The sequence below is a fragment of the Hymenobacter sp. BRD128 genome (assembly GCF_013256625.1).
GTDB lineage: Bacteria > Bacteroidota > Bacteroidia > Cytophagales > Hymenobacteraceae > Hymenobacter.
This window is the reverse complement of sequence record NZ_CP053908.1, coordinates 3,963,052-3,983,180: the sequence shown is the minus strand read 5'-3', so window position 1 is coordinate 3,983,180 and position 20,129 is coordinate 3,963,052. Positions and strand designations below refer to the sequence as shown.

20 protein-coding genes are annotated in these 20,129 nt (G+C 62.8%); 7 read left to right on the top strand and 13 right to left on the bottom strand.

Annotated features, from left to right (window positions below):
- Positions 1 to 3 precede the first annotated feature (3 nt).
- The 11 genes from GKZ68_RS17680 to GKZ68_RS17630 all read right to left on the bottom strand — a co-directional run bounded on the left by GKZ68_RS17680 (position 4) and on the right by GKZ68_RS17630 (position 14,236).
- Positions 4 to 387: a nuclear transport factor 2 family protein gene (locus GKZ68_RS17680; RefSeq protein ID WP_173117109.1), complete on the bottom strand. Its 384-nt coding sequence runs from the start codon at positions 385 to 387 to the stop codon at positions 4 to 6.
- A 34-nt stretch (positions 388 to 421) separates the two neighbouring features.
- Complete coding sequence (locus GKZ68_RS17675; RefSeq protein WP_173117107.1) at positions 422 to 1,339, bottom strand: phosphoribosylaminoimidazolesuccinocarboxamide synthase; 918 nt, start codon at positions 1,337 to 1,339, stop codon at positions 422 to 424.
- A 10-nt stretch (positions 1,340 to 1,349) separates the two neighbouring features.
- Positions 1,350 to 2,231 carry a phosphoribosylformylglycinamidine synthase subunit PurQ gene (locus GKZ68_RS17670; protein WP_173117105.1) on the bottom strand — a complete coding sequence of 294 codons (882 nt, stop codon included), beginning with the start codon at positions 2,229 to 2,231 and terminating at the stop codon, positions 1,350 to 1,352.
- Between the two features lie 36 nt (positions 2,232 to 2,267).
- Positions 2,268 to 5,336: an AIR synthase-related protein gene (locus GKZ68_RS17665; protein WP_173117103.1), complete on the bottom strand. Its 3,069-nt coding sequence runs from the start codon at positions 5,334 to 5,336 to the stop codon at positions 2,268 to 2,270.
- Positions 5,337 to 5,456: 120 nt separating this feature from the next.
- Positions 5,457 to 6,080, bottom strand: coding sequence for an orotate phosphoribosyltransferase (pyrE, locus tag GKZ68_RS17660; RefSeq protein WP_173117101.1), 624 nt, complete (start codon positions 6,078 to 6,080; stop codon positions 5,457 to 5,459).
- A 126-nt stretch (positions 6,081 to 6,206) separates the two neighbouring features.
- Positions 6,207 to 6,962, bottom strand: a complete 756-nt coding sequence (pyrF, locus tag GKZ68_RS17655; protein WP_173117099.1) for an orotidine-5'-phosphate decarboxylase — start codon at positions 6,960 to 6,962, stop codon at positions 6,207 to 6,209.
- A 732-nt stretch (positions 6,963 to 7,694) separates the two neighbouring features.
- The gene (locus GKZ68_RS17650) at positions 7,695 to 8,480 is read right to left on the bottom strand and encodes a S1/P1 nuclease (RefSeq protein WP_173117097.1); all 786 of its coding nucleotides are present in this window, start codon (positions 8,478 to 8,480) and stop codon (positions 7,695 to 7,697) included.
- Between the two features lie 74 nt (positions 8,481 to 8,554).
- Positions 8,555 to 9,151 (bottom strand): Uma2 family endonuclease, encoded by a 597-nt coding sequence (locus GKZ68_RS17645; RefSeq protein WP_173117095.1) that lies wholly within the window; start codon positions 9,149 to 9,151, stop codon positions 8,555 to 8,557.
- A gap of 43 nt (positions 9,152 to 9,194) precedes the next feature.
- Complete coding sequence (locus GKZ68_RS17640) at positions 9,195 to 10,610, bottom strand: carbohydrate porin (RefSeq protein WP_173117093.1); 1,416 nt, start codon at positions 10,608 to 10,610, stop codon at positions 9,195 to 9,197.
- 101 nt (positions 10,611 to 10,711) lie between these two features.
- Positions 10,712 to 12,103: a magnesium transporter gene (mgtE, locus tag GKZ68_RS17635; protein ID WP_173117091.1), complete on the bottom strand. Its 1,392-nt coding sequence runs from the start codon at positions 12,101 to 12,103 to the stop codon at positions 10,712 to 10,714.
- Between the two features lie 84 nt (positions 12,104 to 12,187).
- Positions 12,188 to 14,236, bottom strand: coding sequence for a M13 family metallopeptidase (locus GKZ68_RS17630; protein ID WP_173117089.1), 2,049 nt, complete (start codon positions 14,234 to 14,236; stop codon positions 12,188 to 12,190).
- A 115-nt stretch (positions 14,237 to 14,351) separates the two neighbouring features.
- Here GKZ68_RS17630 and GKZ68_RS17625 point away from each other — a divergent pair, with 115 nt between their 5' ends.
- The 3 genes from GKZ68_RS17625 (at position 14,352) to GKZ68_RS17615 (ending at position 15,725) form a co-directional block, all read left to right on the top strand.
- Complete coding sequence (locus GKZ68_RS17625; RefSeq protein WP_217275270.1) at positions 14,352 to 14,837, top strand: hypothetical protein; 486 nt, start codon at positions 14,352 to 14,354, stop codon at positions 14,835 to 14,837.
- A gap of 27 nt (positions 14,838 to 14,864) precedes the next feature.
- Positions 14,865 to 15,122 (top strand): hypothetical protein, encoded by a 258-nt coding sequence (locus GKZ68_RS17620; protein ID WP_173117087.1) that lies wholly within the window; start codon positions 14,865 to 14,867, stop codon positions 15,120 to 15,122.
- A 111-nt stretch (positions 15,123 to 15,233) separates the two neighbouring features.
- On the top strand, positions 15,234 to 15,725 hold the full coding sequence (locus GKZ68_RS17615; RefSeq protein ID WP_173117085.1) for a GNAT family N-acetyltransferase: 492 nt from the start codon (positions 15,234 to 15,236) through the stop codon (positions 15,723 to 15,725).
- Between the two features lie 50 nt (positions 15,726 to 15,775).
- On the opposite strand, the gene GKZ68_RS17610 is transcribed toward GKZ68_RS17615, so the two are convergent.
- Positions 15,776 to 16,522 carry a T9SS type A sorting domain-containing protein gene (locus GKZ68_RS17610; RefSeq protein ID WP_173117083.1) on the bottom strand — a complete coding sequence of 249 codons (747 nt, stop codon included), beginning with the start codon at positions 16,520 to 16,522 and terminating at the stop codon, positions 15,776 to 15,778.
- A 124-nt stretch (positions 16,523 to 16,646) separates the two neighbouring features.
- Positions 16,647 to 17,876: an IPT/TIG domain-containing protein gene (locus tag GKZ68_RS17605; protein ID WP_173117081.1), complete on the bottom strand. Its 1,230-nt coding sequence runs from the start codon at positions 17,874 to 17,876 to the stop codon at positions 16,647 to 16,649.
- A gap of 158 nt (positions 17,877 to 18,034) precedes the next feature.
- On the opposite strand from GKZ68_RS17605, the gene GKZ68_RS17600 reads away from it, so the two are divergent.
- From GKZ68_RS17600 to GKZ68_RS17590, 4 genes are all read left to right on the top strand, one after another.
- Positions 18,035 to 18,433, top strand: a complete 399-nt coding sequence (locus tag GKZ68_RS17600) for a carboxypeptidase-like regulatory domain-containing protein (RefSeq protein ID WP_173117079.1) — start codon at positions 18,035 to 18,037, stop codon at positions 18,431 to 18,433.
- A gap of 12 nt (positions 18,434 to 18,445) precedes the next feature.
- Positions 18,446 to 18,739, top strand: coding sequence for a hypothetical protein (locus GKZ68_RS17595; RefSeq protein WP_173117077.1), 294 nt, complete (start codon positions 18,446 to 18,448; stop codon positions 18,737 to 18,739).
- A gap of 321 nt (positions 18,740 to 19,060) precedes the next feature.
- The gene (locus GKZ68_RS22430) at positions 19,061 to 19,183 is read left to right on the top strand and encodes a hypothetical protein (RefSeq protein WP_302051997.1); all 123 of its coding nucleotides are present in this window, start codon (positions 19,061 to 19,063) and stop codon (positions 19,181 to 19,183) included.
- A complete protein-coding gene (locus GKZ68_RS17590; protein WP_173117075.1) occupies positions 19,180 to 19,794 on the top strand; it encodes a response regulator transcription factor in 615 nt (204 codons plus the stop codon). The genes GKZ68_RS22430 and GKZ68_RS17590 overlap by 4 nt, the downstream gene beginning before the upstream one ends.
- The last annotated feature ends 335 nt before the right edge of the window (positions 19,795 to 20,129 follow it).

Here is a 20,129-nt window from a genome sequence, read left to right as displayed (position 1 = left end):
TCTTTAGCTAAAATCTTGAATGAAAGCAATTAACTCGTCGCGAAAAGAAAAAACTGAGCGACCAGAAAATTGCAGCGTAGTTCCTGCCTTTATTCCGTTGGGCAAGTCGGTAGCCGTGATAGCGAAGTAGTCGATATCGGCCTCGGCCTGCTCGCCCAGCCAGCGCAAGGCCGTGATGCGCTGGGTGCGCTCCGCGAACCACGCGGCGGCCCGGATAGCCTGGCTTTCAAAGGCCTCCTTGCTGTCCAGCCGCACCGTCACGTCGCCGTTGGTCGAGTGCTCGAATTGCACAGCCGGGTGCAGGCACGCCAGCATGCCGGGCACGTCGAAGCCGTTGTAGGCTTCAATGTAGCTGTCTACCAACTTTTCAGCTTGCGTTGCTTCCATTGTAGCGGGCGTATTTACAGTGCTTTCCGCATTACTATTTGAGTAAGCCAGCCTTCACTAGGTTGCGGGTCAGGCGCTCGGTTACGTCCTCGGTATCACCGGCCGTGGCTAGGGGCTGGCCCACAACGCGCTGGTAGATGTCGAGGTAGCGATTGACGGCCTCCTGGGTCACCTCGGGGGTGAGGGCGCGGGGGTAGGCGCCATCCTTCTTATTGGCAATGAGCCACTGGCGGATATACTCCTTGTCCATCTGCTCGGCGCCCTCGGGGTTGCGGGCGTAGTCGGCGGCGCTCCAGAAGCGCGACGAATCGGGCGTGTGGATTTCGTCAATCAGAATCAACTCGCCGTCCAGCAGGCCGAATTCGTACTTGGTATCAACCAGAATGATGCCCTGCGCCGCCAGCAAATCGGAGCCGACCTTGAACAGCTCCAACGCCTTTTCGGCCATCTTGTCGTACAATTCCTGGCTTACCCAGCCCTCGCGCACGAGGTTTTCGGGGGTGATTTCGCGGTCCGACTCCTCCTTGGTGGTCGGCGTCACGATGGGGGTAGGGAACTGCTGGTGCTTAGTCATCCCGTCGGGCACGGTCACGCCCGAGAACGTGCGCTGGCCGCTCTGGTAGCCGCGCAGCATCGAGCCGGTGAGGTAGTTGCGCACCACCATCTCCACCTTAATGGGCTGCGCTTCTTTCACCAGCATGGCGTTGGCGTCCACCATGCCCTTCACGTGGTTGGGGATGATGTGGGCCGTTTTCTCAAACCAGAAGTTGGCTAGCCCATTGAGCACCGCGCCTTTGTTCGGGATGGCCGTTTCGAGCACCGAATCAAAGGCCGAGAGGCGGTCCGACACCACGATGAGACGGGTGCTGTCGTCGATGCGAAAGCTGTCGCGGACTTTGCCACGGTGCAAAAGCTGGAGCTGGGGGGTAGCGAAATACGGGAGCGTGTTCATACCGAATAACTTATGCGTGGGTGGCAGGCGCACTGGCTTCCTGGGTCCGGCGGGTGAGGTACGTGACAATGTTCTTGAAAATCGCCAGGCCCTCCCCTTCTTCCTGAAGCTCGCCGCGGCGCTTTTTCAAGCCCCAATCGGGATGGTTGCAGCCGGCCAGGTAGGCCTCGGGGTGCGGCATGAGGCCAAAAATGTGGCCCGTAGGGTCGGTGAGGCCAGCGCAGTTGAGGTCGGCGCCGTTGGGGTTGAGCGGGTAGGTGCCGGTTTCCTGGTCGTCGTGGCCGGCGTAGGTCAGGCAGTTGAGCCCTAGGTCGGTAATGCGGTCGCGGATGGCCGCGTCGGGCACTACCAAGCGGCCTTCGCCGTGGCGCACAGGCACTTCAAAGGAAGTCAGCTCGCTCAGGAAGGGTGTAGGCGTTTTCGTTTGCGCATTCACCTTGAGGCGTACCCAGCGGTTTTCATAGCGGCCCGAGGCGTTGTGCGTCAGTGTCACTTCGGGCTGAAAATCGCCACCTAGGTTGGGCAGCAACCCGAGCTTCACCAGTACCTGAAAGCCGTTGCAGATACCCAGCACAAACTTGCCGGCGGCCACAAACTCGCGGATGTCGCTGAGCAGCGTGCGGCCCGCATCGCCGGTCTGGCGGTAGCGCAGCTTGTTGGCCAGCACCACACCCGAGCCTAGGTCGTCGCCGAACGAGAACCCGCCCGGAAAATTCAGAATATCAAAGTCGTGGATGCTCACCCGGCCGTGCAGCACCTCGTTGAGGTGCACGATGGTGGCCTCACCGCCCGCTAAGCGGTAAGCGGCGGCCATTTCCTCTTCGCAATTGATGCCGAAGCCGGTCAGGATGAGGGCTTTGGGGGCCTGGGCTAGGTCTGCTAGGTCTGCCATGTTATGTTTTGTCACGTGGTCCTTGCTCACTGCTCGTTAGTGCTGGATGGCCGCGGCGGGCTCCAAGCCAATAGTTCGGTTTACGGGGCCGTTAGTCCAGGCGGTGCGCAGGTCGTAGGTCGAAGCGTTTAGCAACTCTTGCGTCCCGTGCAGCACGCGTAACTGGCCATCGGCCGTTACGCGGCCCAGGCGCGTAGCTCGCTGACCTAGGATGCCTTCGAAGGCCGTCACGTCTTCCGGCGCGATGCTCACCACAAAGCGCGAATGCGACTCGCTGAACAGCAGCGCCGTAGGCGACAAGTCGCCCGCTAGGCTACCTAGGTCAAGGTCAGCGCCCAGGCCGTCGCGGCCGAAGGTGCTCTCGGCCAGCGCTACGGCGAGGCCGCCGTCGCTCAGGTCGTGGCTGCTCTGGATGAGGCCTTGCGCGTTGGCTTCGCCCACCAGGGTGTACAGTGCTTTGGCTTCTTCGAAACGCACCTGCGGCACGTTGGCACCCAGCTCGTTGTAGAGCTGGTAGAACTCCGAGCCGCCTAGCTCATCGTAGGTTTCACCGAGCAGATAAATCACGTCGTCGGCCTGCTTAAAGTCGGAGGTCACGACTTGGCGCACGTCCTCGACCTTGGCGGTCATCGAGTAGAGCACCGTGGGCGGTACCGAGATTTTCACCCCGTCGGCCTTGAAGTCGTTCTTCATCGAGTCCTTGCCCGAAGTCAGTGGGATGCAGTAGGCCGCGCAGGCATCGCGCAGGGCCTGGCACATCTGCACCAGCTTGGCGAGCTTCTGCTTGCCGTCGGGGTTGATGGCGGGGTCGTACACCGAATCGGGCACGCAGAAATTGTCGTTTACCGACCAGAAATTCCCGTCGCCCGGCGTGAGGTTGGGCAGCTTGCCGCCCACCGAAATAATCTGCCGCACGGCCTCGTCGAACGAGCCGGCCGACATGTGGTAGGCGTCGAGGTCGCCCATGCGGGGCAAAATGCCGTTGCTCACGGCCACGCCTTCCCAGCTCTCGAAATTGAAGCGCACCACGGCAGCATCTTGCGGGGCCTGGCCGGTGGCGCCCATCAGGGGCTTTACCACCGTGCGACCCTTCACCTCGTGGTCGTACTGCCGAATCACCGACTCGCGCGAGCAGATATTGAGCGAACCCATCAGCTTGAGCAGCACGTCGTTGTAATCGAGGCTAGCGGGCAGCGCGGGCTCCTGGGCCGCGGGCTTCACGTACTCGGCCAGCAGGGTTTTGCGCGGCACGCCGTTGTGCAAAAACTCCAGCGAGAGGCCCGCAATCGGCTGGTCGTCAAACTTTACGTCGAGGTAGCCCTCAGCGTTGAAGAAGCCAATATCGGTCAATTCTACCTCCATTTCGCGACCTAGGGCCAGCAGCTCGTCCATTTTTTCGGGAGCCACGGCTAGGGTGAAACGCTCCTGCGACTCGCTCAGGAAAATCTCCCAGGGCTTGAGGCCGGGGTATTTAAGGGGCACTTTCTCCAGCTCTACCACCGCACCGCCGGGGATGAGCGCCAGCTCGCCGATGCTCGACGAGAGGCCGCCCGCCCCGTTGTCGGTGCTGCACCGGATGAGGCCGCGGCGCGTGGCGAGGATGAGGAAGTCCATCGCCAGCTTTTGGGTGATGGGCGAGCCAATTTGCACGGCCGTGGCGGGCGCGGCTTCATCCAGCTCGATGCTGCTGAAGGTCGCGCCGTGGATGCCGTCCTTGCCCACCCGGCCGCCGGCCATGATGATGCGGTCGCCGGGCAGAATGACCTTTTCCCAGCTGTCTTTCCCGTCCAATTGCATCGGCATCACGGCGCCGGTGCCGCAGTACACGAGCGGCTTGCCGCGGTAGCGGTCGTCGAAGATGATGGCCCCGTTCACGGTCGGCACGCCCGACTTGTTGCCGCCGTCCTCGATGCCCTTGCGCACGCCTTCAAAAATGCGGCGCGGGTGCAACTGGCCAGTCAGCAGTTCCCCGTCGTAATCCGGGTTGCCAAAGCACAATACGTTGGTATTGAACAGCAAGCGCGCACCGCCAATGCCAGTGGCTAGCGGGTCGCGGTTGTTGCCCAATATGCCCGTGATGGCCCCGCCGTAGGGGTCGATGGCCGAGGGCGAATTGTGCGTCTCGACCTTCCACACAAACAGCGACTCGGGGTTAATCCGCACCGCGCCGGCGTTATCCGAAAACACCTTAATGAGCCAGTCGTTGCCGTTGGCCCGCAGCTGGCGGTCTACTTCGCTGGTCGCGCCCTTGATGAAGGTTTTGAACAGCCCGTCAATCTCTTCCTCCGCGCCCGTTTCCAGGTTCTTGTACTTGATAACGGCGCTGAACTCCTTGTGCTTGCAGTGCTCCGACCAGGTTTGGGCCAGAATCTCCATTTCGCAGTCGGTAGGGTCGGCGGACAGCCCTAGGCTGAGGCGCTGCTCGCGCACGCTGCCCTGGCCGAAGTAGTCGCGGATGGCCTGCATTTCGGGCAGGTTGAGCGCGTACACGTTGTCCTTGCTCAGTTGCAGCAACTGTTCGTCGCTGAGGCCACCCAGGGCGATGGTTTCGGTGCGGGCGTCGGCCCCGCCGCCGGGGCGCGGCGTGTAGTCGCGGATGCCGTCGGCCACCGCGCCCACCTCGAAGCGGTTGATGAGTTTGTTGCCCAGCAACTCTTCGGCTAGCCGACGAAGGTCGGTGGCGGGCAACTCATTCTCCACAAAGTACAGGCGCTTCGAGAAAATGTGCTGGGTGCGGGTGTCGATGGGCTCGTTGAGGAAGTCGCCGAGCGCATTCTGGGCCGAGGTGCCCCCGTCGTCCGTCACGCCGGGGCCTTTGGCCACCAGGATGTAGCTGTTGAAACCCGCGGGCGCGGCCACTTCATCGATGGCGGCGGTGTGCAGCACGGGGTCTTGCAGGCAGGCGGCGGCAAAGTCGGCGACTTGCGCGGCGCTCATACCGGGGTAGCGCACGGCATAGAGCGCCGCGCTGCGCACCTGGCCGGTGGCTAGGCCTAGGTGGCGGGCCGCGTCGGCGGCCACGCGCTGGCCGTCGCCGTCGTGCCGGCCGGGTTGGAGACTGAGGAGGATGGAATGCTGGTTGGTTTCCAAATTAACTTTTGTCATGCTGACGGCGGCGGCATCTTATCACTGCTGCCTCCGTCAGATTTACTAATCACCACGTTGCGAGTGTGATAAGGTCCTTCGCAAGCGTATGCCAGGTAAGGGTTGACAGGTGGTAATGGATTATTTGGCATCGGGCCGACTGCCCGGCTTCACGGCCGGAATCCCGGCCAGGTGTTCCGGCACCGCATCGGCCGCGAACACGGCCGCCTGCACCGGCAACAGCGCAAAGTTCGGGAACGGAAGGCCAGCTTTCCCATTCGTACGGTCAATTAAAGAGGCCACTGCGAGTACTTCAACCCCCATTTCCTTCAACACCCGCGCTACTTCGAGGGTGCTTTTGCCAGTCGTAACTACGTCTTCGGCAATTACTACCCGCTCGCCGGGGCTCAGCGTAAAGCCGCGCCGCAGAGTCATTTCGCCATTCGCATCGCGCTCGGTAAAAAGCGACGGCACGCCCAGCTGCCGGGCCAGCTCGTAGCTCACCACCACGCCGCCCATCGCGGGGCCTACCACCGTGTCGGGCACCAGGCCAGCCTCGCGCAGGCGCTGGGCCAGCACCGCCATCGCGGGCGCGGCCAGGTCGGGCTTGCGCAAAAAGCGGGCGCACTGCACGTAGGTATCCGAGTGCAGCCCCGACGAGAGCTTGAAATGCCCGTTCAGGAGCGCACCTTCTTCGCGCAGCTGCGCTTCGAGGATGGTAGCGACTTCAGCGGCGGGGAGGTCGGGGGTAAGTTGGTTGGTCATAGTAAAATTTGCGTCTGTCATGCTGAGCTTGTCGAAGCATCTCTGCCGCTTCGTTGAATGGCTCAGAAGAAGCGGTAGAGATGCTTCGACAAGCTCAGCATGACAGACGACTTAGCGAATCAATTATTAAACAGCTACTGCGCGGTGCTCATTAATCTCGTTCATAAGCTCCCGCGCTGCTGCTGCCGAATCCTCGGCTTGCCAGATGCTGCGCGAAGCATTAATCAGCAGCCCGCCGCCGTCGGCCAGCAGGCCCGCTTTCATTACCGAGGCCAAGTCGCCGCCTTGCGCGCCTATGCCGGGCACCAGAAACCACTGCGTGGGGCACAACTGGCGCAGGCGGCCTAGGGCCGCCGCGTCGGTAGCGCCGGCCACAAGGCCAATGTTGCCGTGGGTGGCGTCGAGGTCAGCGAGCAGTTTGGCCGTGAACTCGCTCACGGGCTCGCCGCTGGCTAGCTCCGCCTCCTGAATGGGCGAATGGTTCGAGGTTTTGGCCAGGGCGAAGACGAACTTGCCGGGGCGGGCGAAGGGCACCACCGCATCGGCGCCCATGTAGGGGTTCACCGTCACGGCATCGACGCCTACCACGTCGTAGGCAAACTGCGCGTAGTGCATGGCCGTGTTGGCGATGTCGCCAAACTTGCCATCGAGGATAACCGGGATGCCATCGGGCACGGCGGCCACCACTTGGCGCAAGAGCTGCGTGCCGTTGCCCCGGCTCAGGAAGAAGGCCAGATTAGGCTTGAAGGCAGCGGCGTAGGGCGCGGTTTCGGCGATGACCTGCGGCAGGCGGCGCGTCACGTCTTCGTCGGAGCCGGTGGGGTCGAGGCCCACGCAGAGCAGCGTATTGGCCTGGGCAACGCGAGTGAGGAGCTTTTGCATAGCTGGTAGCGAAATGTAGCGCGGACCTTGTAGTCCGCGTTTGGCTCATATTGCGGGCGCAGACTACAAAGTCCGCGCTACAAATTAGGCAAAAACAAAAGCACCCGGCAGAACCAGGCGCTTCGCAGTCAAATATTTAGGTGATATTATCGCATTTTGCCCGGTCAACGTTTTTGCGGGCGTGGGTGACGCGCACGCTGGCACGGGTACCGGCCGGGCATAAAAAAACCGCCTCATACAGATAGGGCGGCAACTGAAAGAACGAAGCAAAAAACGAATCGCAGGACGAATGGCAAACGGCGGCAGCCGGCCGGGCTTTCCGCAGCACGGCTTGGGTAGCCGTTTCCTGCTTCATCCACTGGCGGTTGCTTGCGTTCACAGTGCAAAATTACCCATTCTTGTTTTGAGCGCAAGGCTATGTTTAACAAAAAACCTTTTAGCAGCTTTTCTCGGTTCGCGTTTTCTGCGCTGCGCTAGGCGCTTAGGCCGTTTTTAAAGGATTAAAAAAAGTTTGCCACTGTCCCACAGTTTGCCCCTCGGGGTAAGCTTACCGTAACTTTGACCGTTTATTTCGCAAGCTATTCAAGCGGCTAGCCATTCAGCCTGAATCTTTTGTGTATGAGCAAGCCCCGTTGCGCTGGAGGTAGGGCAGCGGGGCTTGCTCAGGTGGCGCAGATTTTACAGCCCGCAGGTGCCGCAAGTCGGGCGCGGACGACAAAGTCCGCGCTGCTATTACTTAAACGCCTCGTTGAGCACAGCGGCCAGCCGCACGCCGGCCTGCTGAATGCGCTGCTTCATTAGGTCGGCGTGGGCGGGGTAGTAGCGGTAGTCGGGGTCGGGTTTTTGGGCGGCCTCGGCGTAGAGCTTGCCCGACTCCTGGTACGACTCCCAGAGCCACTCGCCAGGGTCGGCGGTGGCTTGCCACTGCTTGCGCTGGGCCTCGGGCAGCACGCTGTACTGCTGGCCCAGCTCGGTATAGGTGAGGCCCTGGTAGTCGAGCAGGCCGCTGTCCCAGAGGCTGTGCAGGTTGGTATCCTTGCCCCGGTAAGTCAGCTTAATGTCGTTGCCGCCCTTGTCTTCGGCGCGGCCGGTGTGCATGGGCTGGTGCACATCGCCCACAATGTGCACCACGAAGATGAGCGCCTCAGCCCGCTGCTCGCGGGTTTTGGCGGGGTCTTTCATCTCCTTGATTTTGGCTACCAACACGTTGTAGGCGTTGGGGTTAGCCTGGCCTTTCAGGGCGGCCAGGTACTGGTCGTGGTCGAGGCCCATGGCCGTATTTACGTAGTGCCAGGGCGCGGTTTCCTTATACTCGGGCAGGTAGCGCATCTCGTCGGGCTGGGTGCTCACGAGCGCTAGGGTCTGGGTACCCAGCAAGGCGGCTACTTGGCGGCACGCCTTTTCGGAGAGGTGGTGCGCGGCAATGATGCCGATGGCGCGGTGGCCATCCATACCCCACGCCCACAGGCGCAACGGCAGCGCGGCCAGCAGGGCCAGCGCCAATACTATTTTCTTCATCAAACAGCAACTCCCTGACCGGCAAGGACACCTTGCCGGTCAGGGAGTTGCAAATATAGGCCGAGCTAGCCAGCTTAATCTTCAGTAAAAATCCCGGCCCATTCCAGCGCTAGCCCCGGCAGCGTAGCCACCGGAATTGGGCCCGGCTCGGTATACTCGGCGGTCAGCTTATACTGGCCGGCCACCAGCGTAAAGGCGGCTACTGTCTTCACGCCAGGATACACAATCCAGTATTCCAGCACGCCGCTTTCCTCGTAGAGGTCATACTTGATGCGCGTATCGCGAGTGGTATTGCCGGGCGACACGATTTCGATAATCCAATCGGGAGCGCCCAGGCAGCCCCGGTCGTCGAGTTTGGCTAGGTCGCAGACTACGCAAATATCCGGCTGTACCACCGTCCTAATTTGCTGGTCGCCATTAGCTCCGCCCGTGGTCAGGCGCACGTCAAAAGGGGCGTGGTAAACACGGCAAGAACTACCAGCCATAACCGGTAAAATCTGCCTCAGCAAGTTAGTAGAGTACTCCTGGTGCCGCCGGCTAGGCCCCGCCATCGGCCGCATCACCTCGCCCTTGATGAGTTCGACAAACTCGTCAAATTTCCACGTCAGATAATCGGCGTAGGTATACGTTTTAGTAAGGTCGAGCTGCGAAAACTGCGTAATAGGCTCCATAGCCGGACGTTTTTGGTAGGCAGTATAAAGGTAGCTCTACTCCCTAAAACTCAACGTGCAGCCGCAGCGCCACCACGTGAATAGGCCCCTTGCGGTCGCGGTTGTAGCCGGGGTTTACGGCAAACTGATAATCGGGCGTGATGGCGGCGTGATACTTGGGAAAGTCGATGCTGTAGTACAGCTCCGTAATGAGCTCGGGGGCGTAGTTGAGGGTGCCATCGCCGAGCATAAAGCCGTAGCCGCCGGCGGCCAGGTAGTCGCGGTGGCCGGGCGAGAGGCCGTTGACCACGGCGGCCAGGCCCAGGCGGTCGGTGGCGCGGTGCCAGCGCGCGCCGGTGCTTACCAGGCCCAGGCTCACGCTCTGGTCTACCTCCGTGAAGGCCCAGGTTTCGTTTTTGCCATCGTTGTAGCTCAGGCGGCCAAAAGCGCCCAGCTCGTGGCCCAGCTCCTGCTCTACGTTGATGGCAAAGCCGGTTTTGCCGTGGCTAGGCCCGCGCACGCTGATGATGCTGGGGTGGCCATTGACGGTGGGCGCGGCAATGGCCTGGTAGTAGTTGCCCATGGCCGCCACGTTGTGGAAGCCCAGCACGCGCACCGTGCCCTGGTGGCCGCGCAGGTTATAGGTTTTGGTGATTTCCACGGTTTCGCCGTGGGCTTTGGCGTAGTCGTAGTCGAGTAGCGGGCCGTTGGCGTAGGTAGGCATCAGGGTGGAGGCGGCGCGCACCGCAAAGCTGGGCGTGATGTATTCGAGCACGCCGCCTACGGTGTAGCCGCGGGTGTTGGCCGGGTAGTCCCAGGCGCCGGCGCTCATCAGCGTCCAGTTCATAAACTGGGTGCGCGGGTCGTGCGAGTAGCTATTCTGGTCAAAATAATCGGCCAAGCACAGCTTACCGGCCGTGACGCTGAAGTAGCGCACCGGGCGCGGGCCGCCCACCTGGTTGAGGTCGTCTTCATCGTCCACCATTTCTGAGCCAATTGCAAAGCGCTGCTGCAAATACAGGCGCGCCAGGTAAAGCACCGGCTCGGGCGAGCCTACCCGGAAGGTTTCGCCGTTGAGGGCGCCGCCCAGGCCCGAAGCGCTGCTCAGGCCACTGCCGCCCGACACCTCGGGGTTGAGAATCACAACCGCGTTTTTCCAGAGCTGCCGGCCCAGGTAAAGCGTAGTAGTGAGTGAGGTGGCGGCACTTTCGCGGGGCCGCAGACTCAGGCTGTCGGAGTAGGGCGCCGTAAAATTGGCGTGCCACTGCCGGATAATCGTCTGCTGAAAGTGCAGGCTCCAGCCGTGGTAGTCGTTGGGCTTGCCTTCATCAACGTGGATGGGCTGCTGGGCCGAAGCGGCCGCCGGCTGCTTGCCCGGCGTAGCCGACGAAGGCGGCGTGACGGCACCCTGGCCGTAGACTGTGCCAGCCAGGGCCAGCAGGCCAGCCACTGCCAGCGCCCGCAAAGTATAAAAAGTCATCAAACAAGGAAAATAATGGCCGCAGGCAATACGCTCCGCAAAGGTAGGCCAGAGCCGGAAAAGCGTAAGATAATTGCCTAATCCTAGGCTGGCTACCCTACTTACAAAAGTGTGCCGTGCAAGAAGGCATAGGCTACGGTGAAGTAGATAACCAGCCCCGTTACATCCACGAGCGTCGCCACGAAAGGGGCCGACGAGGTGGCCGGGTCGAAGCCTACCTTCTTGAGTAGCAGCGGCAGCATGGAGCCCGCCAGTGAGCCCCACAGCACGATGCCCACCAGCGCAAAGCCCACCGCCAGCGCCAGCGGCACCCAGTGCGGGCCGTAGTCGCGCAGGTGCAGGCCCTGCCACAGCGCAATGCGAATGGTGCCCACAATGCCCAGAATGACGCCTAGCGACAAGCCCGCCAGCAGCTCGCGGCGCATCACCTGCCACCAGCGGCCCACCGTCACTTCGCCCAGGCTCATGGCCCTTATTATCAAAGAAGTAGCCTGCGAACCCGCATTGCCGCCCGAGCTGATAACCAGTGGCACGAACAGGGCCAGCACTACGGCCTTTTCAATTTCGCCCTCGAAAAAGCCCATTGCGGTGGCCGTAAACATCTCGCCCAGGAAGAGCACCACCAGCCAGCCGGCGCGCTTCTGCACCATTTTCAGCAGCGGAATCTGCAAATACGGCTCGTCGAGAGCCTCGGAGCCGCCGAGCTTTTGCATGTCCTCGGTGTCTTCGCGCTCGCGCAGGGCCAGGATGTCATCGAGCGTGACGATGCCCAGCAGCACGCCGTGGGCGTCGGTGACGGGCAGCGCGATGCGCTGGTGGCGGCGGAAGTCGGCCAGGGCCTTTTCCTGGCTTTGCTGGGCGCTGAGGCACACAAAGCGCCGGTCCATGATGTCGCGCACGTGCGCCGTGGCAGGCGCCATCAGAAAATCGCGAATGTGAATATCATCCAGCAAAACGCCTTTGTCGTCAACCACATACAGCATCGTCACCGTTTCGGCGCTGGCGCCGTGGCGGCGAATGAAGTCGAAGACTTCAGCCATGCTCCAATCTTCGCGCAGGGCAATATAGTCGGGCGTCATGAGGCGGCCCACACTGTCGTGCGGGAAGCCCAGCAGCTCGAGCGTGATGCGGCGCTGCTCGGGGGCTAGCCGCTCGACCTGCGCGCGCACAAACTCGGGCGGCAGGCGCTCGAAGAGGTTGGTGCGGTCGTCGGGGGCCATGTGGTTGAGCATGGCCGTGAGCTGCTCGGGGGCTAGCTGGCCCAGCAGCTGGTTTTGGGCCGAGGGCGTGAGGTACTCAAACACCCGCGTGGCCTGGGGCAGCGGCAGCAACCGGAACACAATCAGCAGCTCGCCTACTGGCCGGTGGGCGATGAGGTGGGCCAGGTCGGGCGCGGCCAGAGTGGGCAGCAGCGTTTTCAGGCCCCGAAAGTCGCGGTGCGCGAGCAGTTCGTGGAGCTTATCGGCAGAGGTGAGCGGCACGGCAGGAGCCATAAGAGCGGGCAGAATCAAGATTTTGCCCGCTCTTACGTAAGCTCGCCCCAAACTGCCATACCCAGCAGCTAATCAAGCCTTAGCTCACCAAATCTTCACCCGCGCCGAGTCGGGAATATATAGCTTCTGGCCGGGCTTCACCCCAAAGGCATCGTAGAAGGCGGGCACGTCGGCCATCGGGCCATTCACGCGGTACTGAGCCGGCGAGTGCACGTCGGTGAGCAGCTGCGAGGCCAGGGCCTCGTCGCGCACGTGCATCTGCCACCCTAGCGCGTAGCCCAGAAAGTAGCGCTGCACCGGCGTGAGGCCGGCCACTTTCTTGCCCTCTTTGTACTCCTTGGTTTTTTTGAAGGCGTCGAGGCCGATGACGATGCCGCCGAGGTCAGCAATATTTTCGCCGGCCGTGGCCTTGCCGTTGATGTGCATCGAATCGAGCAAGGTGTAGTGGTTGAACTGCCGCACAATCACGTTCACGCGTTGGTTGAAGCGCTGGCGGTCGGCCTTGCTCCACCACTCGTGCAGGTTGCCGTGGGCGTCGTACTGGCTGCCCTGGTCGTCGAAGCCGTGGGTCAGCTCGTGGCCGATGGTGCTGGCCCCGGCGTAGCCATACACCAGCGCGTCGTCGGCATCAGCATCGAGCAGCGTCGGGATGGCGAAGGCCGCGGCGGGCAGCACAATCTCGTTGTTGCTGGGGTTATAGTAGGCGTTGTAGGTCTGGGGCGTCATGCCCCACTCGGTGCGGTCCACGGGCTTGCCGAGCTTGCCCAGCTGGTAATTGTACTGCCACTGGTTGGCGCGCATTACGTTGGCGGCCAAGGAGCTGCGGTCGATTTTCAGATTCGAGTAATCCTTCCACTTGGTGGGGTAGCCTACCTTGGGCATGATGGCCTTGAGCTTGCTTTGAGCGACTACTTTGGTGGGCGCGCTCATCCAGTCCACGTTCTGGATGTGCTGCGAGAACGACGACATCACGTTCTTCACCAAGGTATCGTAGCGGGCCTTGGCCTCGGGCTTGAAGTACTCTTTCACGAAGAGCTGACCCAAGGCATCGCCCAGGGCGTCTTCCTCCATGTCGAGCACGCGCTTCCAGCGGGGGCGCATGGCCTTGGCGCCGCGCAGCTGTGTGCCGTAGAACTTAAAGTTCTCCTCCACGAAAGGCTGGCTAAGGGTCGGCGCATATTCGCGGGCCAACTGCCAGGTGAGGTAAGCCTTCCAGTCGTCCACCGACTTGGTTTTCAGGAGTTGGCCCACGGTCTGGTAAAACTCGGGCTGCCCCACAATCACGGTATCAACGCTGGTGGCGCCGAGCTGGCCAAACCACGACTTCCAGTCGATGCCCGGCGTCAGCTTGTCGAGCTGGGCTAGGGTCATCTTGTTGTAGTTCTTGTAAGGGTCGCGCAAGTCGGCGAGCTTGCGCGACGACTTGGCTAGGCCAGTTTCCAGCGCCATCACCTTGGCGGCGCTGGCGTTGGCCGTGGTCGAGTCCTGGCCCAGCAGCTTAAACATGCTGGCCACGTGGCGCACGTAGGCCCGGCGGATGCCCTTGGTGCGGTTGTCAGAGTTGAAGTAGTAATCGCGGTTGGGCAAGCCCAGGCCACTCTGGTGCAGGTACAGCGCCATCTTGTCGCTGTTCTTCTCGTCCTGGCTCACGCGCGGGCCAATGAGGGCGCGCACCCCCAGCTGGATTTCGTGGGCCACTACGCCCGGCACATCGGCCGTCGTTTTGATGGCTGCGATGCGGTCTAGCTCCGGCTTGATGGGTGTGTAGCCCAGCTGGTTAGCCTTCACCGAATCGATACCTATGGCCCAGAAGTCGCCAATTTTCTGCTGGTTGCTACCCGCGGCGGCGTTGGCCTTAGCAGCTTCCACACTGGTTGCGCGCAAGCGGGCGTACACTTCCTTCTGCACCTCAATGCCGATGCCCGAATTGCTTTCGGAGGCCGGAATCGGGTGGTTTTTAATCCAGGTGCCGTTGGCGTAGCTGAAAAAGTCGTCGCCCGGCGCCACGGTGGTGTCGAGGGCGGCGCGCAGCAAGTCGGGCTGCTTGCCCGCGCTAGCCGAAGACGTAGAGGATGAATTACAGGCCGTAGCCAGGGCGGCCAGCAGCGGCAGCGCCAACAGATTTTTGTTCATTTGCAAAAAAAGGAAAGAGCCTAGCCAGAAGCGCCACAATAGTAGTGTTGCCCCAGCCATAGTAGCTAACGGTCGGCACTTTGCGTAGGACGGTTGCACCGCTGCTGCTTCCCGCATGACCCTTACCCACCTGCTCCTGCTCAATTTTACCCTGGCGGCTTATCTCACCGGCGTTATCTGGGTGGTGCAGCTGGTCACGTACCCAGCACTGGCGCTGGTGGGCAAGGCCGAGTTTGCCCGCTACCACGCCGCCCACACGCGGGGCATGGGCTGGGCGGTGGGCGCGCCTATGGTGCTGGAGCTGGCCCTGGCCGGCTGGCTAGCCTGGGCGGCCTACCCGGCCTGGGGCGCCGGCCGGGCGCTGGGGCAGTTGGCGCTGGTAGTGCTGGTGTGGCTAGCCACGTTTTTCATTGCCGTGCCGTTTCACAATCGGCTCGAAACCGGGGGCTACAACTACATTGCCCTCGACGGCCTGCGGCGTACCAACTGGCTGCGCACGCTGGCCTGGACGGCCCGCGCGGCCTGGCTAGGGTGGTGGCTGTGGCAGCTATCCGCGTATTCGCTGCCGGCGCTGCCCAACATTCGGGCCATCGCGCCGTAACTTGCGGCCTAAAATCCGGCTTATCTCATGATGATGAAACGTTTCCTGCCCGCGCTGCTAGCCTCAGCGGCCCTCACGCTGACCCTGGCCGCTTGCAGCTCGCCCGACGGCAACCCCACTTCGACCGAAGACGACGTAGCCACCACCACCCTGCCGCCCATTCCGGCCGCCGTGGACACTACCGGCGGCAAGAAGGCCCCCGCTCCCGCCGCCAACAGCCCCATGCGCGAGCTCACGGCCCCCAACGCAGTGGAGGACATCAAGAAGATGCAGCCGCAGATGTAACCCGCGGCATTACTTGCTTTTACAGATTTAAACGCCCTTCAGTAGTGCGTGATGGCCTGTGCCAATAAGTTGTTCGCCAGCTTATTGGCACAGGCTTTTGCATACCTTTCTATGACTACCTCCCCTACCCTCCGCCGCGGCCAGGAAGCCGATTTGCCCCGCGTGCTCGCCCTCATTCAGGAACTAGCTGCCTACGAGCGCGCGCCCGATGCCGTGACCAACACCCTGGAGATGATGCGCCACGACGGCTTCGGGCCGGCGCCGATTTTCGGCTTTTTCGTGCTCGAAAATGGCGATGACCTCATCGGGCTAGCCCTCTTTTATACCGCTTACTCGACTTGGAAGGGCCGGATGATGTTTCTGGAAGACCTGGTGGTGACCGAGGCCGCCCGGCGCGGCGGCTACGGCCGCCTGCTCTTCGATGCCGTGGTGGCCGAGGCCCAGCGCACCGGCGCCCAGCGCATGAAGTGGCAGGTGCTCGACTGGAACGAGCCGGCCATTGCCTTCTACAAAAAGCTCGGCGCCACCATCGAAGGCGAATGGCTGAATGGCAACCTCAGCGCCGAGGAGCTGCGCGCGTACCGCTTTGCCGGGCAGGCATAAGCAGCAAATAGTAGCCACTACTGAAGCGCCAAATGCCTGGTAGCAGAACGTTATCGCTTCACTATCCGAATACTGCGGCTACCCTGGTCGTCGGTGAGGCGCAAGATGTAGAAACCGGGGCGCATACCGGCCACGTTGAGCGTGAGCACGTTGAGCCCGGTTTGCACGGCCACGAGCTGGCCCCGGTGGTAGCGGCCCAGCTCGTCGTAGAAGCGCAGCGTCAGGTTGCCGTTGGCCGCGGCCGGGTACACTACCTGGAGCTGGTCGCCGGTGATGGGATTAGGAAATGCCTGCGCCTCGGGGCCGCCATCGGTGAGCAGCGGCAGCGGGGCCGCGTAGTCGGTGGTGCCATCGGGGCGGCGCAGGCTCAGGCGGTAGTAGTGCAGGCCGGCGGCGGGGCGCGGGTCGGCCAGCGTGTACTGGCCGCTGGCTAGCCCGGCGCCGGCCGTAGCTACGGCCTGCCACCCCCCGCTGGCGGCCGTGGTGTCGAGGCCCGCGCTGCGCTCCAGCACGAAACCCGTTAGGAAGCACTCGGCGCGGGTGCTAAGCGTGAAAGCAGGCACCCCGCCGGCCACGGTAGTGGCCAGGGCCGTGAGGGGCGCCGGCAGCATCGCCGGCCCGCCGCAGCCCCGGTTGCGAAAGCTGCGGGTGCGCAGCACCAGGCGCCCGCCCGCCACGTCGGAAGCCGGGCTGAGGATGCGCAGATTGGCGCCGGCCGCAATACCGTAGTGCATGATGGCGCCGGGCCGAATGAGGTGCGTGAGCTGCTGCGCGTGGCCCAGCTCGTGCGTGGCCACCGACTCAAAATCGTACTGCCCGCCCCGGCTAGCCCCGGCCCAAACTGAAACGGCAGGCTGGTGGCAAACTGCTGGTCGATTTCGGACACGTAGAAGACAACCTGCCCCTGCGCGTTATAGCAGCCTAAGTAATAAGACGTAGTGCGCCCCAGCACCCGCGCCGGCAGCGTGCCATCGTCGAAAGCCACCACGTTGTTCTGGTCCGAGGCAATGGCATTGGTAGTGGCCGTGGTGCCCAGCTCCCAGTTGACGCCCGTGGCGCACCGCCACTGCGCCAGCCCGCGCTGCCAGGCCGCCCGGCCGCCGCATTGCTGCTAAAATTGGGGCCGAAGTGAAACGTAAGCCCGCCCGTCGTATTGGTAGCAATGTGGTTGGGGCGGTCGGCAAAAGTGCCGGCGGTATTATCAATATTGCTGAGCGCGTACACGATAGTGAGCGCGGCAGCCGAGGTAGCCGAAGTGCCGTCGTTGGTCGTGACGCCGACCGTGCCAGTGCCGGCGGGGTGGCCATTGCTGGCCAGCGAGGGCACCAGCACCTGAATCTGGGTATCGGTCCAGCTCAGGTAGTCGCGGTCGAGGGCGCGGGTAGTGGTAGCGCCGCCGTCGTCGGCATTGCGAAAATCGACGCCCCCGCTGCCCCGGCTGCTGCCAAAGCCACTGCCCCGAATGGTGAGCACCGCCCCGGTACCCGCCCTCGTCTGGGTAGGGCTGAAGGCCGTGACAACCGGCGCCAGCGCTTGCTGCGTCGAGTTGGTAGCCGCCGCTTTGGGGCTAGCGGCGCGCTTGGCGGCCGCCAGCAGGCGCGGGTTGGCGCGCAGCACCTGCGGCGGCCGGCCGCTGAGCTGCGCCGTTTGCTGGCTAGCCTCGGCCCAGCTGACATAAGCGCGGGCGGGCTCGGCCGCCGTGCCCTGGGCCAGGTCGTAAGTGATGACGCCCTGGCTCGAAGCGTAGGCCGCATAGGCCGGCGCCACCCCCGCCCACGGGGCCGGCATCAGAAAAAAAATACCCTGCTGGCCTACTGGCAAGGGGCGCAGCGTGTTAGTCAGTTCCTGCCGGGCCAGGCCTACCTGGCCGCCCTCTACCAGCAGCGGCAGGGCGGCGGTGTCGGCCAGCGCGCCTTTCAGCACCCGAAATACGCGCAGCCGCTGGCGCGTAAAAAGATGAGTGTGGCTAGCATCCCATTCGCCGCGGGCATCGCGCACCTCGGCCTCTACGATAAGGCCCGCGGCCCGTACCCGCTCGGGGGCGCTCAGGGGTAGCAGCAGGCACGGTAGCTGCTGGGCCGCCAGCGGCCCGCTGATATTTACTACCAGCAGCCCCAGCAGCCAGGCCCGCAATAGGATAAAAAAGCGCATCCGCGAATGTACCGCCACTGGCCGCAACCACCGGCCAGACCGGCCCCCAAATCTTCGGCACATTTTATGAAACACCCATGAGCTATTGCGCGTGGTTTGCGTATCTGCTCTTACTTCCCCACCTGGGCTTTGGGCCAAGGCCCGGCTTTTCTTCTCATATGACCCGATTTTCAACTCTGCTGCTCGGCTTATTGGTGGCCGGCACGCTTCCCGCGCTTAGTCAGGTGGCACCCCACGCGGCGGCCACCGCCACCCCACCTCACCCCTGCGGCACATTTAATGGCCGCATAATGGCGGGCGATAAGCCGCTGGCCGGCGCCAGCATTTTTGTGAAGGGCACCAGCATTATTCTCATTACGAATGAGGAGGGCTTTTTTACCCTGCCGGCCTCCGTAGTCAGCTTTCCGACGCTGGCGGTGAGCGCCGCTGGCTACGCCCCGCAGGAACTCACCTATAGCTCCTGCACACCCGTAACGCTGGAAATGCAGCTGCTGCCGGGCACCCGCATCAAGCAGCATGGCAAGCGCAAGGGCTTCATCATGAAAACGGGCTCGTAGCGCCCGCTGGCTGTGCTGCCATCTGCCGCTGCATTTGTGGTGAGCCGCAGCTTGCGGCTGCCGGGCCTGGGCCTACTGGTGCTGCCAGCCTTGCCGGCCCCGACCTGGCTAGCCAGCGCCGGCCTGCACACGGCGCTGGCTTTGCAGCTGCACCGCCCCGGCCAGCCGCCCTTGTCGTTGACGGCTACCATTGAGGAGCTTACGCCGGCCGACGGACCGCCGACCCGCGCCCTGCTGCTCGAAGCCGACTTAGGCGACTCGCTGCCGCTTCATGCCTGGCTAGTAAAAGAATCTGTCAGCCACTGAATACTTGTAGTATTCCAAAAAACGCGTACCTTCCCCCGGTTTTCGGCTAGCAGCTGCTAGCCAAGTGGTTGCAGCCGGTAAGCCGGCGTTTTCCTGCTGTTTGTGCTTCGCTAAACTAAGGCTGGCGGCTCTGCTCCGGCGGCCAGCTTTACCGCCCTCCCGCTAGCGGGTGAGTAGCGCGTAGCTGCCTTTGCGGCTCCCGTGCCCCTTACCCCAGGCCGCGCTCAGGGGTGCCACTGGTGTGCCTGACTTTCTGGTTGGTTTATTTGGTTCCTGAGTTTTTTGGCGGCCGGCTACAATTCTTTTCCTTATTTCTTAGCTATGAACACCTCTACCGCTGGCCCTGCACCTGGTTGCGCGGCTTTCCTCCTGGCGCTGCCCTGGCCTGGCATTATGTGCACTACCCTAGTCGCGCTGGCCCCGCAGCCAGCCCAGGCCCAATGACGACTACTGCTATGGCCCTGGTGGCGGCCGCCCCCACCTTGTTTCGACAAGGGTTGCTGGCCTTGTTTCGTGAGCGCTGGCCCCAGGTGCGGCTTACTCTCACGGCCGATGCCACCCAGGTAGCCGACCTGGTAGCGCATCGCACCTTTCGGGTGCTGGTGCTCGACGAGGCCCTGCCGGGTCTGGTACTGCCCGCACTGCTCGCGCGCCTGCATCGGGTGCGCCCTAGCCAGCGCTTGCTGGTGCTGGCTGAGCCGCGCAAAAGACCGTCGGCCGATAACCTAGCAGGCTGGCCCGGCACCCGGCTGCGAGTGCCCCGGCACGTGCCGCCGCCCGCCCTGGTAGCCACCCTAGCCCCTTGGCTGGAAGTACTACCCGAAGCAGCCTCATTGCCGCCAACGCCGCCGGCACTGTCCAGTGGCTTCAGCGCCCGCGAACTAGAAGTGCTGCGCCTCGTGGTAGACGACTGCTGCAACGAGGAGATTGCCTCGCGCTTATTCCTGAGCGTGCGTACCGTAGAAAGCCACCGCCGCACGCTGCTGCACAAGGCGGGCACCCGCACGCTGGTGGGCTTGGCCGCCCGCGCCGTGCGCGAAGGCTGGGTAGCCTAGCCAGCTCACGGTAAAAAACGTTAACGCTGCTTAGCGAGAAAGCCTTGGGCGAAAGCCTGCACGAAAACGGTAGCGTAGCCTGCCTGGCCGCCACCGCCACCGTATATCTGGAGCGCGACGGCAGCAGCTCGGTGGTCAAAAAGCAGCCCTAGCCTACACCGGCCGGCTGGCCTGCCTGCGCAGGCGGGTAGCTGATTTAATTAAATCTTAAGCTTACCACTATTACCGGATAAGCTGCGCTGTCGTTTAAGGCAATGACCCCAGTAGCGCAGTTGGATTTGGTCGCCGAGCGCACCCCAACTGCCGAAGTGCCTATTGGCGCTAAGCTGGTCGCC